The organism is Streptococcus infantis, from assembly GCF_964243025.1.
GTDB classification, from domain to species: domain Bacteria; phylum Bacillota; class Bacilli; order Lactobacillales; family Streptococcaceae; genus Streptococcus; species Streptococcus infantis_N.
The window spans coordinates 12,663-29,778 of sequence record NZ_CAXTDJ010000002.1 but is presented as its reverse complement, the minus strand read 5'-3'; the positions used below and the strand labels follow the sequence as shown (position 1 = coordinate 29,778).

Below are 17,116 nucleotides of genomic sequence, written 5' to 3'. Positions count from 1 at the left end.
TATGGCAAAAACCATCTATATCGTAGGACTAGGTTTGATTGGTGCTTCCATGGCACTCGGAATCAAGCGGGATCATCCTGATTATGAAATTTTAGGATACAATCGTAGTCAAGCGTCTAGAGATATTGCCTTGGAGAGAGGAATGATTGACCGAGCGACGGATAATTTTGCTAGTTTTGCTCCACTTGCAGACGTCATCATTATTACTCTGCCAATCAAGCAAACTATTGCCTTTATTAAGGAATTGGCCAACTTGGACTTGAAAGATGGTGTCATTATTTCTGATGCTGGATCGACCAAGTCAGCTATCGTGGCTACAGCTGAGAAGTGTTTTGCTGATAAGTCTGTTCGCTTTGTGGGGGCCCATCCTATGGCAGGAAGTCACAAGACAGGAGCTGCCTCTGCAGATGTTAATCTTTTTGAAAATGCCTATTATATCTTCACGCCATCTAGTCTGACAACTTCGGATACCCTCGAAGAAATGAGAGACTTGCTGTCAGGTCTTCATGCTCGTTTCATTGAAATCGATGCTGAAGAGCATGACCGAGTGACTTCTCAGATTAGCCATTTTCCGCATATCTTAGCATCAGGCTTGATGGAACAAACTGCAAGTTATGCTGAAGAGCATGAAATGGCGCGACGCTTTGCGGCCGGTGGATTTCGAGATATGACTCGGATTGCCGAAAGTGAGCCTGGTATGTGGACTTCTATCCTCTTATCCAATCGGGATACCATTATTGAACGCATCGAGGACTTCAAGGGCCGTTTGGACGAGATTGGACAAGCTATCAGTAAGGGTGATGAAAACCAAATCTGGAACTTTTTCAATCAAGCGCGTGAGCAACGTCAGGCTATGGAAATCCATAAACGTGGTGGTGTAGATAGTTCTTATGACCTTTATGTTGATGTTCCCGATGAGGAAGATGTGATTTTACGCATCTTGGAATTGCTACGTGGAACTTCTTTGGTCAATATCCATATTAATGAGGAAAACCGTGAGGATGTTCACGGGATTCTGCAAATTTCCTTTAAGAATGCTCAGGATTTAAAACGTGCTGAGCAAGTCATTACAGAAAATACTGACTACACAGTCGTTATTAAATAAGGAGGACAATTATGTCAAATATTTATGATAGTGCAAATGCACTAAGTCGTGGACTACGCGAATTGCCTGAATACAAGGCAGTTAAAGAAGCTAGAGATGCCATCCAAGCGGATGCAGAAGCAAGCAAAATTTTTGCAGATTATATTGCTTTTCAACATGAAATCCAAATCATGGCACAAACTGGTCAAATTCCAGATGCTTCTTTCCAAGAAAAAATGGAAAGTTTTGGCAAGCAGATTCAAGGGAACTCTCTCTTGTCTGAATTCTTTGCCAAACAGCAACAACTTTCGATTTACCTTTCTGATATTGAAAAAATTGTTTTTGAACCAATTTCAGAACTTTTAAAATAAGAATTTACCTCATAAAGTCAGGAATTTTTAAGAAATTTCTGACTTTTTATGATAAAATAAGAAAAAGTATTGTCAGTATGAGGGCCGGTATGAAATTAAAAACAAACATTAAGCACTTAAATGGTAGTATTCGAGTACCAGGAGATAAGTCCATCAGTCATCGCTCTATCATTTTTGGAAGCTTGGCTGAGGGTGAAACGAAGGTTTATGATATCTTGCGTGGTGAAGATGTCTTGTCAACCATGCAGGTATTTCGTGACCTCGGCGTAGAGATTGAGGACAAAGACGGTGTTGTTACCATTCAAGGTGTTGGCATGGGTGGATTAAAAGCCCCTCAGAATGCCCTGGATATGGGGAATTCTGGGACATCTATTCGTTTAATTTCAGGTGTCCTTGCTGGTGCAGACTTTGAAGTAGGGATGTTTGGAGATGATAGTCTTTCTAAACGCCCCATGGATCGTGTAACTCTTCCCTTGAAAAAGATGGGAGTTAGCATTTCTGGTCAAACAGAGCGAGACTTGCCACCGTTGCAGTTAAAAGGAACGAAAAACTTAAGACCTATTCAATATGAATTGCCAATTGCCTCTGCCCAAGTCAAGTCAGCCTTGATTTTTGCGGCTTTGCAGGCTCAAGGACAGTCAGTCATTATCGAGAAGGAGTGCACTCGTAATCACACAGAAGATATGCTGCGTCAATTTGGTGGGGAGTTAAGTGTCGATGGTAAGAAAATCACTGTTCAAGGGCCACAGAAACTTAGTGGACAAACGGTTGTCGTACCAGGAGATATTTCTAGTGCAGCATTTTGGTTGGTAGCAGGTTTGATTGTGCCAAATTCTCGAGTGGTACTTAAGAATGTCGGTATTAATGAAACACGTACAGGTATTATCGATGTTATCCGAGCTATGGGCGGGAAATTAGAGATTACTGATATTGATTCAATTGCCAAATCTGCAACCTTGATTGTTGAAACTTCAGAACTAAACGGAACAGAAATTGGCGGAGCCTTGATTCCACGTTTAATTGATGAATTGCCGATTATCGCGCTCCTTGCTACCCAAGCTCAAGGTCAAACAGTTATCAAAGATGCAGAGGAACTCAAGGTCAAAGAAACGGATCGCATTCAAGTTGTTGCAGATGCTTTAAATAGCATGGGAGCAACTATTACTCCTACAGCAGACGGAATGATTATCAAAGGGAAATCTGCCCTCCATGGAGGCAAAGTTAACACCTTTGGAGACCATCGAATCGGCATGATGACAGCCATTGCAGCTCTCTTGGTTGCAAATGGAGAAGTTGAATTGGATCGAGCCGAAGCTATTAATACTAGCTACCCAAGCTTCTTTGATGATTTGGAGACTTTGATTCATGGCTAAGGTTTTACTAGGTTTTATGGGTTCAGGAAAAACTACTATTGCTAGAAAGCTGGATTCTGACTTCGTAGATATGGATGCCTTGCTGGTAGATCGACTGGGGATGCCGATTGCTCGTTTCTTTGAAGAAAAAGGAGAAGCAGCTTTCCGTCAGCTAGAAGAAGAAGTACTGGCTGAACTGCTGAAGACAGATAAAGTTATTTCCACAGGAGGAGGAATAGTCATTTCTCCACGTAATCGTGCCTTGCTCAAACAAAATACAGACAACATTTACCTTAAAGCAGATTTTGAGACACTTTACCAGCGAATTTCAGCTGATAAGGACAATCAACGTCCACTATTTTTAAAGAATAGCAAGGAAGATTTGGCTGTGATTTTTAAAGAAAGACAGGCTTGGTATGAGGAAGTGGCTAGTCAGATTGTAAATGTATCAAGTTTAAACCCAGATGAAATTATAGAGGAACTGAGATGAAAATTGCCTATCTAGGTCCCAAAGGATCTTTTTCGCACCATGTGGTGCAGACGGCTTTTCCTCATGAGGAACTAGAGCCTTTTTCAAATATTACGGACGTTATCAAAGCATATGAACAAGGTTTAGTAGACTATTCAGTAGTGCCAGTTGAAAATTCCATTGAAGGTAGTGTTCATGAGACCTTGGACTATCTTTTTCATCAAGCTCGTATTCAGGCTGTGGCGGAGATTGTGCAGCCAATTCATCAACAGTTGATGGCGGTGCCCGGGCAAGTTAAAATTGAGAAAATTTTTTCTCACCCACAGGCCTTGGCACAGGGGAAGAAATTTATCGATGAGCATTATCCAGATGCTCAACTAGAAGTCACTGCCAGTACAGCCTACGCTGCGCGCTATGTTTCCGAGCATCCAGATCAGCCTTTTGCGGCCATTGCCCCCAAAAGTTCGGCTGGAGAATATGGTTTGGAATTAATTGCTCAAGACATTCAAGAAATGGAAGCCAATTTCACTCGCTTTTGGGTGTTAGGTCCCAAGGCACCGCAAATGCCCTTGAATGCAAATGCTAAGAAAATGAGTCTAGCCTTGACCTTGCCAGATAATCTTCCAGGTGCATTATATAAAGCACTTTCTACTTTTGCTTGGCGTGGGATTGACCTAACTAAGATTGAGAGTCGCCCCCTAAAAACAGCACTAGGTGAGTACTTTTTTATCATTGATGTGGACTATGCTGATAAAGAATTGGTCCATTTTGCTCAAAAAGAATTAGAAACCATTGGGATCCACTATAAAGTACTAGGAGCTTACCCTATCTATACCATACAGGATAAAGGGAAGGAGAAGGAATGACTAGAGAAAATCCTCTGACACACCATGAGAAACTACGTTACGACTATCTATTAAAAAACATCCACTATCTAAATGATAAAGAAAAGAGAGAGTTTGCTTTTTTACAAGCTAAGCTGGATGGTCAACAAGAAGCTCGTTCAGTTGTAGTAGAAGAAGCAGAAAACCAAGACTATACGGAACCTAACACAGGTCTTCCGAGTTATACAAATCGAAGCCGTGCTAGTCGACGTAGTAGTCTCCCTCAACCAAAAGCTAAGATTCCTAAGCAGAAGAAACCAAAGAAACCAAAGAAAAAGAGAGTCTTTCGCTTTAAACGCATACTTGCTTGGTTAGGGATGCTGTTGCTTTGTGCTGCAGTAGGAATGATTTTCATGTTCTTGAAAGGTTTCCAGTCAGCCAATCCGAATGGCTCAAGTGGGTCGAAAGATGCCAAGGCTGCCCAAGTTGAAGTCTTTAATGGACAGGATACAAGAGATGGTGTCAATATTCTTATTTTAGGGACAGATGGCCGTATTGGACAGAATAGTGCAGAAACACGTACAGATTCCATTATGGTTCTAAATGTAAGTGGTAAGGATAAAAAGCTTAAGCTGGTCAGCTTTATGCGAGATAACCTAGTTTATATTGATGGCTATAGTCAAGTCATTAACGGTCAAAAACAATCAGACCATAAGTTAAACTTGGCCTACGAATTGGGGGAACAAGAAGGAAAACAAGGGGCTGAAATGGTACGTAAGGTCCTTAAAGATAACTTTGACCTAGATATCAAATACTATGCCCTTGTCGATTTCCAAGCCTTTGCGACTGCCATTGATACGCTTTTCCCTGACGGTGTGACTATTGATGCCCAATTTTCAACTCTAAATGGAGTTCCAGTTACAGAAGCTACAGTCGGTGATGACTTGCATGCAACAGAAACCGAGTCACCTACACAGACTATTAAAGTCGGAACGCAACAAATGAATGGTTCTACTCTCCTTAACTATGCACGTTTCCGCGATGATGATGAAGGGGACTATGGCCGTACTCGTAGACAGCAACAAGTCATGACGGCTGTCCTACAGCAGATCAAAGATCCTACAAAACTTTTCACAGGTTCAGAAGCACTTGGTAAAGTATTCGCCATGACATCTACAAACCTTCCTTATACCTTCTTATTGACCAACGGATTATCCGTCCTTGAAGGAGGTCAGAACGGTATTGAAAGACTAACAGTCCCGGAACTTGGCGACTGGGTAGATGACTATGATGTCTATGGAGGTCAAGCGCTTCGAGTGGATCAAAAAGCTTACCAGAATAAGCTAGCCCAAATGGGATTCAGATAAAAAATAAAATAAAATCAAAGCTTGAAACGTCTGACTAAATGGGTGTCTCAGGCTTTGATTTTTCACATGGTTAGATGGATTTTTTGGTCATTTTTATGGTATAATGAAATGATGTAATTCTATAGAAGAGGACGAGAAAGAGATGAGTGATTTAAAGGCTATTCAGGCTCGTAGTTTAGAAATGGCTGAATATTTTGTCGCCTTTTGTAAGGAGCATAACTTGCTCTGTTATTTATGTGGCGGAGGTGCTATCGGTGCTTTACGGCATAAGGGTTTCATCCCTTGGGATGATGATTTGGACTTCTTTATGCCCCGCAAGGACTATGAAAAACTAGCAGAGTTATGGCCTCTATATGCGGATGAGCGTTACTTCCTATCAAAGAGTTCTAAAAATTATGTGGACCGTAACCTCTTTATCACCATTCGAGATAAGGAGACGACGTGTATCAAGCCTTATCAACAAGATTTGGATTTACCACACGGCTTGGCTTTGGATGTTCTTCCCTTGGACTACTACCCTAAAAATCCAGCTGAGCGTAAGAAACAAGTCCGTTGGGCGTTGATTTATTCTCTATTTTGTGCACAAACCATTCCAGAAAAGCATGGAGCTCTCATGAAGTGGGGTAGTACCATTTTACTAGGATTAACTCCTAAATCGCTTCGCTATCGTATCTGGAAAAAGGCTGAGAAAGAAATGACCAAGTATGGACCAGCTGAAAGTGATGGCATTACAGAATTATGTTCAGGGCCAGGATACATGAAGAAAAAGTATCCAATTCAGGCCTTTGAAGACAACATCTTCCTACCTTTTGAGGGAACAGAAATGCCTATTCCGGTCGGCTATGATGCTTATCTTAGCACAGCTTTTGGTGACTATATGACACCACCGCCTGCAGACAAGCAAGTACCTCACCACGATGCCATAATAGCAGATATGGATAAGAGCTATACAGAATATATGGGAGAGTATGGTGGATAAGAAGAAAATTCTATTTTTTATGTGGTCTTTCTCCCTAGGAGGCGGTGCCGAAAAAATCCTTTCTACGATTGTTTCAAACTTGGATCCGGAAAAGTATGATATTGATATCCTTGAAATGGAACATTTTGATAAAGGATACGAACCTGTGCCTGAAAATGTGAGAATTTTAAAAGCTTTTCAAGATTATCGTCAACCAAGATGGTTAAGAGCGCTTTTATGGAGATTGAGAATTTGTTTCCCAAGGTTAACAAGACGCTTACTTATAAAAGATCAATATGATGTAGAGGTTTCCTTTACTATTATGAATCCTCCTCTTTTATTTTCTAAACGACAAGAAGTGAAGAAGATTTCTTGGATTCATGGAAGTATTGAAGAATTTTTTACTGATAGTTCGAAGCGTGATTCTCATAGACGACAATTGGATGCTGCTGATAGGATAGTAGGAATTTCAAAGAAAACCAGCAATTCTATCAAAGAAGTTTATCCAGATTACTCACAAAAATTAGTAACAGTCTATAATGGTTACGATTTTGAAAGTATTTTGGAAAAATCAAAAGAAAAGATTGCTATTGAGATAGCTCCTCAGAGTATCTGCACTATTGGCCGCATTGAAGAAAATAAGGGCTCTGACCGAGTAGTAGAAGTTATACGACTTTTGCACCAGCAAGGCAAGAAATACCATCACTACTTTATAGGGGCTGGGGACATGGAAGAGGAGTTGAAAAAACAAGTCAAAGAGTATCAACTTGAGGATTACGTTCATTTTCTTGGGTATCAAAAGAACCCGTATCAGTATCTTTCTAAGATGCAAGTTCTTTTATCCATGTCCAAACAGGAAGGTTTTCCTGGAGTCTATGTTGAAGCCTTGAGTCTGGGTGTCCCCTTTGTGTCTACCAAGGTTGGTGGGGCAGAAGAATTATCTCAGGAAGGGCGATTTGGTAAAATCATTGAAAGCATTCAAGAAGCAGCTCAAGCGATTGATAACTACATGACAGCTGCATCAAGCTTTGATGTCAATGAAGCCAGTCAATTTATTCAGCAATTTACGATTGCTAAACAAATTGAACAAGTAGAAAAACTAATAGAGGAGTAGCATGGAAACTGCATTAATTAGTGTCATTGTTCCAGTCTATAATGTGGCACAATACCTTGAAAAATCAATAGCATCCATTCAGCAACAATCCTATCAAAATCTTGAAATCATTCTCGTTGATGATGGGGCGACAGATGAAAGTGGTCGCTTGTGTGAACAAATTGCTGAACAAGATGAACGAGTTTTGGTTTATCACAAGGAAAATGAAGGCTTGTCTCAAGCTCGAAATGATGGATTGAAGAAAGCCCACGGAGACTATGTTATTTTTATAGATTCGGATGATTATATTCATCCTGAAATGATTGCTAGCTTATATCAACAATTAGTCAAAGAAGATACGGATGTTTCTAGCTGTGGTGTTATGAATGTCTATGCCAATAGTGAGAGTCCGCAAACTGAAAATCAGGATGATTATTTTGTATGTGATACCGAAACATTCCTTAGAGAATATTTAATTGGTGAGAAAATACCTGGTACTATTTGTAACAAACTCATCAAAAAGGAAATTGCAGCACAGTTAACTTTTCCAAAAGGCTTGATTTATGAAGATGCCTACTATCATTTTGAACTCATTAAAGTAGCTAAAAAGTATGTTGTTAATACCAAACCGTACTATTATTATTTCCATCGAGGAGACAGTATTACTACCAAACCATATGCGGAAAAGGACTTAGCCTACATTGATATTTATCAAAGATTTTATACTGAAGTTGTTAAGGAATATCCAAACTTAACAGAAGTAGCTTTCTTTAGACTTGCATATGCACATTTCTTTATCTTGGATAAAATGCTTCTAGATGATAATTTCAAAGGGTTTAAAGACTATCCAAGGATTTGTGGCTATTTAAAAAAACATGCCTTTGCTATTTTCAAAAATACCATTTTTAGAAAAGGAAGACGTATTAGTGCTTTAGCCTTGTCTGTAAATGTAAGATTGTATAGAATACTATTGTTTAAAAATATTGAGCAGTCGAAAAAAATTAATTAGAAAAGGAGGGCTGAGATGGTTGATGGCAAACGAATGTTTCTAACGGTTACGATTCTAAGCTATATCGTAACCATAATAAGCGGAATCACTTATTTGTTTACCAGTAACAACGTAGGACTTCTGACAACTTTGCTTTTGCTCTTAATTAGCAGTCTGCTACTTTGCTGGAATAATATCAAATACTATTTGATTCACTTTATATTCTTTATCACAATTTTTATATTTTTGGTATCCAGACCCACCATTGATTATTTTAGAGATGGAGCGCTAGACACCTATCAACCAATTGCTTATCGATTTGCTTTCCTAGTTGTTATTGTTTCTATCTTAGGATTGACTATAGGTAGCTTTATAGCGAATTATTATCTTGCTCGAAAAAGCAAGGCTCCTGTAAAAGTAGAAAAAACAGTTAATATCAATTATATAAAAAAATTACGTTTTGTTTCATTGAGTGTATTTTTACTCACCTATCCATTTTATTTTCTTAGACTATTTGAGCGCTTGCTATACCGTTTGCAAACTTCTTATTACAATTATTATGCAAATTTTGAAAGCCAATTGCCCTACTTTACCTATATCTTATCGACTTTCACGGTTTATGCCATGTGTGTTTACTTAGCAACCAAACCTAAAAAGTCACATGCGACAATGGTTTTAGTTGCCTATATCGTGGCTAACTTGATTCACTTAGTAATTGGTACTAGAAATCCCTTTATTCTAAGTTTGATTTTTGCCTTTGTTTACTACTTTATGCGTGAACAAACGGAGAAAGGTAAATGGATTGGTTTCAAAGAAAAAATGGCTATTTATCTTGGAACACCTTTTCTCATGCTTGCGATGGGAGCATTAAACTATGTTCGTGATAACGCTCAAGTATCCCATAGTGGAGTTTTTGATTTATTACTCGATTTCATTTATAAACAAGGAACTAGTTTTGGAGTTTTAGCGAGAGGATTCCTGTACAATAGTAGTCTTCCTTATAGAGACTTCCGAAATTTCACTTTTGGTCCGGTTGTTGACTATTTTGCGAGAGGTAGTATCGGAATCATATTTGGTGCCAAACCATTTGAACATACGACAAATAGTATTGAACTAGCGATTGATAGTAATAGTTATGCCCACAATCTGTCCTATCTCGTTCTAAACAAAGAATATCTAAGAGGCCATGGTATTGGAAGTAGTTATATCATGGAATTGTATACTGATTATGGTATGTTGGGACTATTTCTACTAAGTATCTTACTTGGTATGCTCTTTATAGCTATGTTGCAAGTGGCATATCGCTCAAGAACAATCTTATTTGCATTATCTTTGCTAATCTTGAATAATTTATTCTTTATGCCTAGAAGTAGCTTTTCAGAGAGTTTCTTTAATCTTTTTACAATGCAATTCTGGGGAATTGTTCTTATTATCATTTTCGTGGCAAAAATGCTTACAAAAGAAAATCATCACTTAATCAAAAAAGGGGAAATACATGTTTGAACATTATTCTGTAGCTGATTTGTTCGCAAATCTTTATAAAAAACGTAAAGTGAATTTGCTAGCTTTACTAGCCTTATTTGCTCTCATAGCTGTACCATTTACTTTAAAAGCTGTAAAAAATAAAAATACAGTCAAAGATTCTACTAGTTATTCTACTTATATCACCTATAAGATAACTGCTCCAGAAACATCATCAAAAACAATTTTGAATCATCAAGTTGGTGGCTATAGTGACTTCTATGCAAAACTAATTGATGGTAATCTCAATGGCGCCTTTCTTTTCAATGATGTTGATTCTGATAAGATGAAAGAAATTGCAAAAGATTTAGATACTACAGAAACAGCATTGAAGAATTCTGCAAGTGACTATTGGACAAAAAAATTAACGATTAACCCATTGATTGATGATGCAGGTGTAACTGTTAAAATTTTAACTCCAAGTAAGGAAGTGAATGATTTCCTTGAAAGCAAGTTTGATTCATTGATTGACAAATTTAAGTCTATCTATACAGACGTTAAGATTGAAAAACTTGAAACAGTTAACTCTAAAGAATTGACTCCGAATGGAGAAGTTGCTCTTGGCTTTAACTTGAAAAATCTTATCTTACGCTTAGTGATTATTGGTATTCTCTGTGTCATCTTGGTTATCTTGGCAAATGTTCTAGTATATCTTTTCAATCCAACTATTAATCGTGCAGGTGATTTTTCAGTTTATCAAGTAGACTTGGTTTCAACTATTACCACTGTTGAAAATCTTTCTGAACTATTGAGTTACAAGTGTCAAGGTCAACCCCTAGCAATCGTAAGTTCAGATAATCGTATTTTGAATAAATTACAAGCAGAATACAAATTGAATCTTGAAGGAGTTCAGTTTGTCAATTTGAAAAATGTCAAGGATCTTTTAGCATTTGAAAATATTTTATTCGTAGAAGAATATGGTGTCACTCGCTATAAAAAATTTGAAGAAAGTATGCAAGAAGTGAGAAATTTAAATCGTTTAGTTTTAGGTGTGATTTCTTTTGCGCTCTAATGATTTGATATACATAAAGAATTAAAAATCATCCAAAGCAAAGGAGGACTCGAATAGTCCTCCTTTGTCTTTGGGAAAAATTCAGATTTGACAGAATGATGTAGAAAGGACTTCCTAGAGGATTTGGATAAGATTTCGTCAGGGAGGGACAAACATGGCTTGAGGAACAGATTTCCCAGCCAAATAGGTTTTTTAACTAACTTTATGATATAATAAATCAACGAGGTAAATTGAATGAAAAGTATAAAATTAAATGCCCTGGCTTATATGGGTATTCGTGTTTTAAATATTATTTTCCCAATTTTGACGGGTACTTATGTTGCGCGTGTTCTAGATCGAACAGACTATGGTTATTTCAACTCTGTTGATACCATCCTGTCTTTTTTCTTACCCTTTGCAACCTATGGAGTCTATAATTACGGCCTTCGAGCTATTAGTAATGTAAAAGATAATAAGAAGGAATTAAATAAAGTCTTTTCAAGTCTTTTTTATTTGTGTGTAGCTTGTACGATTATTACAAGTGCCGTCTATCTTTTATCATATCCTTTATTCTTTAATAGTAATCCTGTCATCAAAAAGATTTTTTTGGTAATGGGGGTGCAACTTATTGCGCAAATATTCTCAATCGAATGGGTGAATGAAGCGCTTGAGAATTATAGTTTTTTATTTTATAAAACAGCATTCATCCGCATTCTCATGCTGGTATCCATCTTTGTGTTTGTAAAAAATGAACATGATATTGTGATTTATACACTGATTATGAGTCTTTCAACTCTGATCAATTACCTCATTAGTTATTTTTGGATAAAAAGAGACATTAAGTTTGTAAAGGTTTCTTTGGGGGAATTTAAACCTCTCTTTCTTCCTTTGACAGCCATGCTAATCTTTGCAAATGCCAATATGTTATTCACCTTCCTTGATCGACTCTTTTTGGTAAAAACCGGAGTTGATGTAAATGTCAGTTATTATACGATGGCACAACGGATTGTAACGGTTATCGCAGGTGTTGTTACAGGTGCGATTGGAGTCAGTGTTCCTCGCTTGAGCTACTATCTAGGTATTGGAAAAAAAGAAGAGTATGTAAATTTGGTGAATCGAGGAAGTCGCATTTTCAACTTCTTCATCATTCCACTTAGTTTCGGGTTGATGATTTTAGGGCCAAATGCAATCCTTTTGTATGGTAGTGAGAAGTATATTGGTGGTGGCATATTGACATCCCTCTTTGCTTTTCGTACCATTATCCTTGCCCTAGATACTATTTTAGGCTCTCAAATTCTCTTTACAAATGGATTTGAAAAAAGAATTACAGTTTATACCTTATTTGCAGGTGGACTAAACCTAGTTCTTGATAGTCTCCTCTACTTTAATAGCATTATTACACCGGAGTATTATTTGATTACGACGATGTTATCGGAAAGTTTTCTCCTAATACTTTACGTTATCTTTATTCATAAGACCAAGCTCATTAATCTAGGACATATCTTCAAATATACGGTGCGTTATTCTCTTTTCGCACTGACATTTGTCCCAATCTATTTTTTAGTTAATGTTGTTTATCCGGTCAAGATGGTTATCAACCTACCTTTCTTAATCAATATGGTGATCATCATGGCCTTATCAGCTCTTAGCTATATTGCTTTACTCGTTTGGACCAAAGATAGTATCTTTTATGAATTTTTAGGTCATGTCATCTCGCTCAAAAAACGTATTAAAAAATCTTAGGAGGAATAGATGAGAAGATTAAGTATAGAAGAGGCTAAACAAATTGAACTCGATATTTTAGCTTTTATTGACTCGTTTTGTAAAAAGTATGATATTGATTATTTTATCAATTATGGCACCCTGATTGGAGCTATTCGTCACAAGGGTTTTATCCCCTGGGATGATGATATAGACCTCTCTATGACACGTGAAAACTACGAACGTTTTATCCAGTTATTCACTAAAGAACAATCGAAATATAAGATTTTAGCCTTAGAAACTGATGATCGCTATTATAATAATTTTATTAAGGTTGTAGATTCAACAACAAAGATAGTGGATACACGAAATACTAAAACGTATGATTCTGGAATTTTCATTGATATTTTTCCAATGGATTCTTTCAACAATCCTAAAGTTATCGATGTTTGCTATAAGTTGGAAAGTTTTAAATTATTATCCTTTAGTAAGCATAAGAATATTGTTTATGGAGATAGTAAGTTAAAAGACTTGATTCGTTCCTTCTTCTGGTTTATCCTTCGTCCTATTTCTCCACGTTATTTCGCGAGTCAAATTGAACAGCAAATTCAAAAGTATAGGGTAAAAGATGGTAAATATATCGCTTTTATTCCTTCCAAATTTAAGGAAAAAGAAGTCTTTGCCAAAGAAGTATTTGAAGATTTGATTGAAGTTCCTTTTGAACATTTATTGCTTTCAGCACCGAAACAATACGATGCTATTTTGAAGCAGTATTATGGTGAATATATGACTCTCCCACCAAAAGAAAAACAGTTTTATAGTCACGAATTTGAAGCCTATAAATTGGAGGATTAAATGCAGTACTTAGAAAAAAATGAGATTAAAGAAATTCAACTAGGTATTTTGGACTATGTTGATGAAATTTGTAAAAAAAATGACATTCCTTATTTCCTTAGCTATGGAACCATGTTGGGAGCTGTTCGTCATAAGGGAATGATTCCTTGGGATGATGATATCGATATTTCACTGTATAGAAAAGACTATGAGCGTCTATTAAAAGCGATTGAGGAAGACCAACATCCTGTATATCGAGTCCTTTCCTACGATACTTCTTCATGGTATTTCCATAATTTTGCAGCTGTTTTAGATACAACAACAGTTATTGAAGATAACGTAAAATACAAGCGTCATGATACAAGTTTGTTCATTGATGTTTTTCCGATTGATCAATTTTCAGATTTGAGTATCGTTGACAAGAGCTATAAATATGTTGCCTTGCGTCAGCTTGCCTATATCAAAAAAGAACGTGCTGTTCATGGAGATAGCAAATTAAAAGACTTCCTCCGTTTGTGTACATGGTATCCTCTTAGGCTTGTTAATCCGAGATATTTCTATAAGAAAATAGATCAATTAGTTAAAAATAGTGTGACAGAAAATCCTGCTTATGAAGGAGCTGTTGGAGTTGACAAAGAAGGAATGAAAGGTGTTTTTCCAATAGATACTTATAAAGAATTAATTTTAACAGAGTTTGAAGGAAGAATGATGCCAATTCCTAAAAACTATGATGCCTTTCTAACACAGATGTATGGTGATTATATGACTCCGCCATCAAAAGAAATGCAGGAATGGTACAGCCATGGTATAAAAGCTTATCGAAAATAATCATTGCCTAAACTTTTATAAATAGAAAAGTTAACAGAATACTCAATTAAATAAAGAGAAGTATAATTTATATGAATAATTTAAAAATAAACAATCTAGTATTATACAGTTGTTTTCTATATACCTTAGTGATACTAACTTTATCAAAACCTGTTTTTGCTGATACTATTTCTACTGGTGGAGGTAATAAGATTCATTTTATTAATTTGAAATCAAAGTCAGGAAGTGATGCTATTCTCTTAGAAAGCAATGGACATTTTGGTTTAATTGATGTGGGTGAAGACTATGATTTTCCAGATGGAAGTAATCTACTCTATCCAGACCGTTGGGGAATTAGTAGGGAGAATGAAGACACAATAGAGGACAGACTTTTCCGACATTTAAAACAAGTTGGTGTTAAAAAATTAGATTTTGTTTTAGGAACCCATGTTCATAGTGATCATATTGGTACTGCAGATGAAGTTTTAAAACGCTACCCTGTTGACAGATTTTATCTCAAAAAATATTCAGACGAACGTATTACAACACAGTGGAGATTGTGGGATAATCTCTATAACTATGATAATGCAGTGAGAACAGCTCTAGAACGTGGTGTAACTCTTATCCAAGATATTTCTGATAAGGATAGTCATTTTAAATTGGGCAATATGGATATTCAACTATACAATTATAAAAATGAGTATGGTCCTGATGGGAAATTAAAAAGAGTCTATGATGATAACTCTAACTCAATTGTCGCGGTAGTGAATGTAGCAGGCAAGAAAATATATCTAGGTGGAGACTTAGATAATGATCAGGGTGCTGAAGATAGATTAGGTCCTGTAATTGGTAAAGTAGATATGATGAAATGGAATCATCATTTTGATGCTACAATTTCAAACACAGTTAACTTTATTGAAAATCTGTCACCGAGCATAGTTGTTCAAACAAGTGGATCAGATATCAATCGTCAATCAACAACTAATTTGCTCCGAGAAAAAAATATACAAACAATCAAGGCTTATAGTAAGACCAAAGATGCGACAGTATTTGATATTAGCGATAGTGGTTTTTCCAATGTATCAGATTCTTTCCCTGATATTCCCACAGTATCAGAAAAGTGGTATAAGGAAGATGGCTACTGGAAATATCGTCTATCTGATAATCAAATGGCTATCGGATGGAAAAAAATTAATGGGGTCTACTATTTCTTTAATGGACAAGGTCAAATGCAGGCTGATAGATGGCTTCATCTGAAAGATTCTAAAGAAAAAATAGATGGAAACTGGTACTACCTCAAGAAAGATGGAAGCATGCAGGAATCAGGTTGGTTTAAACATGATGGGGCTTGGTACTATATCACATGGTCTGGTGCTAGAACATACAATGAACTAGCTGAAATTGGTGGTCAAAAATATCTCTTTGATAAAGATGGTAAAATGCTGACTGGCTTACAAGTCTTTAATGGTAAGAAGATGCTCTTTGCAAGTAGTGGCGCTCTTCAAACAGAAGGTGGCGCATCTAGTTGGCAAAAGCAAGGTTCAAGCTGGTATTATTATGATGAAGATGGTATTCGAACAGTTGGTAAAAAGAATATCAACGGCACTACCTATTACTTTAATCAAAATGGTATCATGCAAACTGGTTGGGTCTTAATTGAGGGGCATTGGAACTATTTTGCTAGTTCCGGTGCTATGAAAACTGGCTGGGTCAAGGATAAAGATACTTGGTACTACTTAGATAAAGAAGGTGTCATGCTAACAGGCCTTCAAGAGATTAATGGTTCTCGCTATTATCTCAATGCAAGTGGCGCTATGCAGACAGGTTGGAAATGGCTCAATAACCATTATTACTACTTCGTAAGCAGTGGTGCGATGAAGACAGGTTGGCTCAAAGATAAGGACATCTGGTATTATCTAGATAAAGAGGGTGTCATGTTAACAGGCCTTCAAGAGATTGATGGTTCCCGTTATTACCTGAACGCAAGTGGCGCTATGCAGACAGGTTGGAAATGGCTTGATAACCATTATTATTACTTCACAGGAAGTGGTGCCATGAAGACAGGTTGGTTCAAAGATAAAGGTCTTTGGTACTATCTCAATCCAGAGGATGGTATCATGCTAACAGGCCTTCAAGAGATTGATGGTTCCCGTTATTACCTCAATGCAAGTGGCGCTATGCAGACAGGCTGGAAATGGCTTGATAACCATTATTATTACTTCACAGGAAGTGGTGCCATGAAGACTGGTTGGTTCAAAGACAAAGGTCTTTGGTACTATCTAGACAAGGATGGTATCATGCTAACAGGCCTTCAAGAGATAAATGGAGCCAGCTATTATCTCAATGCAAGTGGTGCTATGGAAACTGGTTGGCAACAACTGAATGGTAACTGGTACTATTTCCAAACAAATGGTTCTCTCCTAAGAAATGGAACAAGTCCTGACGGATACAAGCTCAACGCAGATGGAATTTGGACGACTGTTACAACCGAGGTAACAACTCAGGAACAAACAGTGGCAAATAGTCAGGGGCACATTTTCGAAACAACAGAAGTAGAGAGAATTCAACAAACAGAAAGCTCATCTGTAACGTCTGAGGAAAAAAATCAATCTACTGAACCTAAGACACAAGCGAGCCAAGAGAAGAATTAAGTTTCTAAATGAATTTTAATTAAATTTTTCTATAATAAAAACACCTATAAAGCTTAAGCTTTATAGGTGTTTTGTTAACTTCGTTTGATTTTAGCACGAACTAGA

Annotated in this window: 15 protein-coding genes; all 15 read left to right on the top strand. The window is 37.0% G+C overall.

The window, feature by feature from the left end; translation table 11 throughout:
* Window position 1 precedes the first annotated feature (1 nt).
* The 15 genes from ACESNQ_RS02470 (at window position 2) to ACESNQ_RS02400 (ending at window position 17,011) form a co-directional block, all read left to right on the top strand.
* A complete protein-coding gene (locus tag ACESNQ_RS02470; protein WP_373074755.1) occupies window positions 2-1,105 on the top strand; it encodes a prephenate dehydrogenase in 1,104 nt (367 codons plus the stop codon).
* An 11-nt stretch (window positions 1,106-1,116) separates the two neighbouring features.
* Window positions 1,117-1,455, top strand: coding sequence for a YlbF/YmcA family competence regulator (locus tag ACESNQ_RS02465; protein ID WP_036757185.1), 339 nt, complete (start codon window positions 1,117-1,119; stop codon window positions 1,453-1,455).
* Between the two features lie 89 nt (window positions 1,456-1,544).
* A complete protein-coding gene (aroA, locus tag ACESNQ_RS02460) occupies window positions 1,545-2,828 on the top strand; it encodes a 3-phosphoshikimate 1-carboxyvinyltransferase (protein WP_373074752.1) in 1,284 nt (427 codons plus the stop codon).
* Complete coding sequence (locus ACESNQ_RS02455; protein ID WP_373074750.1) at window positions 2,821-3,297, top strand: shikimate kinase; 477 nt, start codon at window positions 2,821-2,823, stop codon at window positions 3,295-3,297. Before aroA ends, ACESNQ_RS02455 begins: the two co-directional genes overlap by 8 nt.
* The gene (gene pheA, locus ACESNQ_RS02450; protein WP_303404268.1) at window positions 3,294-4,142 is read left to right on the top strand and encodes a prephenate dehydratase; all 849 of its coding nucleotides are present in this window, start codon (window positions 3,294-3,296) and stop codon (window positions 4,140-4,142) included. The genes ACESNQ_RS02455 and pheA overlap by 4 nt, the downstream gene beginning before the upstream one ends.
* Window positions 4,139-5,467: an LCP family protein gene (locus ACESNQ_RS02445; protein WP_373074748.1), complete on the top strand. Its 1,329-nt coding sequence runs from the start codon at window positions 4,139-4,141 to the stop codon at window positions 5,465-5,467. The genes pheA and ACESNQ_RS02445 overlap by 4 nt, the downstream gene beginning before the upstream one ends.
* 142 nt (window positions 5,468-5,609) lie before the next feature.
* Window positions 5,610-6,446 carry a LicD family protein gene (locus ACESNQ_RS02440; protein ID WP_373074746.1) on the top strand — a complete coding sequence of 279 codons (837 nt, stop codon included), beginning with the start codon at window positions 5,610-5,612 and terminating at the stop codon, window positions 6,444-6,446.
* Complete coding sequence (locus ACESNQ_RS02435) at window positions 6,436-7,539, top strand: glycosyltransferase (protein WP_373074744.1); 1,104 nt, start codon at window positions 6,436-6,438, stop codon at window positions 7,537-7,539. Before ACESNQ_RS02440 ends, ACESNQ_RS02435 begins: the two co-directional genes overlap by 11 nt.
* Window position 7,540: 1 nt before the next feature.
* Entirely contained in the window at window positions 7,541-8,527 is a 987-nt protein-coding gene (locus tag ACESNQ_RS02430; RefSeq protein ID WP_373074742.1) for a glycosyltransferase family 2 protein, read from the top strand.
* A 15-nt stretch (window positions 8,528-8,542) separates the two neighbouring features.
* Complete coding sequence (locus tag ACESNQ_RS02425) at window positions 8,543-10,009, top strand: O-antigen polysaccharide polymerase Wzy family protein (protein WP_373074740.1); 1,467 nt, start codon at window positions 8,543-8,545, stop codon at window positions 10,007-10,009.
* Window positions 10,002-11,039 carry a teichoic acid biosynthesis protein TarQ gene (gene tarQ, locus ACESNQ_RS02420; RefSeq protein WP_373074738.1) on the top strand — a complete coding sequence of 346 codons (1,038 nt, stop codon included), beginning with the start codon at window positions 10,002-10,004 and terminating at the stop codon, window positions 11,037-11,039. The genes ACESNQ_RS02425 and tarQ overlap by 8 nt, the downstream gene beginning before the upstream one ends.
* Before the next feature lie 234 nt (window positions 11,040-11,273).
* Complete coding sequence (locus ACESNQ_RS02415; RefSeq protein ID WP_373074736.1) at window positions 11,274-12,761, top strand: oligosaccharide flippase family protein; 1,488 nt, start codon at window positions 11,274-11,276, stop codon at window positions 12,759-12,761.
* Window positions 12,762-12,770: 9 nt separating this feature from the next.
* Entirely contained in the window at window positions 12,771-13,574 is an 804-nt protein-coding gene (locus ACESNQ_RS02410) for a LicD family protein (protein WP_223333404.1), read from the top strand.
* A complete protein-coding gene (locus ACESNQ_RS02405; protein WP_223333402.1) occupies window positions 13,575-14,381 on the top strand; it encodes a LicD family protein in 807 nt (268 codons plus the stop codon). It begins immediately after the preceding gene.
* Between the two features lie 71 nt (window positions 14,382-14,452).
* Complete coding sequence (locus ACESNQ_RS02400) at window positions 14,453-17,011, top strand: MBL fold metallo-hydrolase (protein WP_373074733.1); 2,559 nt, start codon at window positions 14,453-14,455, stop codon at window positions 17,009-17,011.
* Window positions 17,012-17,116: the final 105 nt, after the last annotated feature.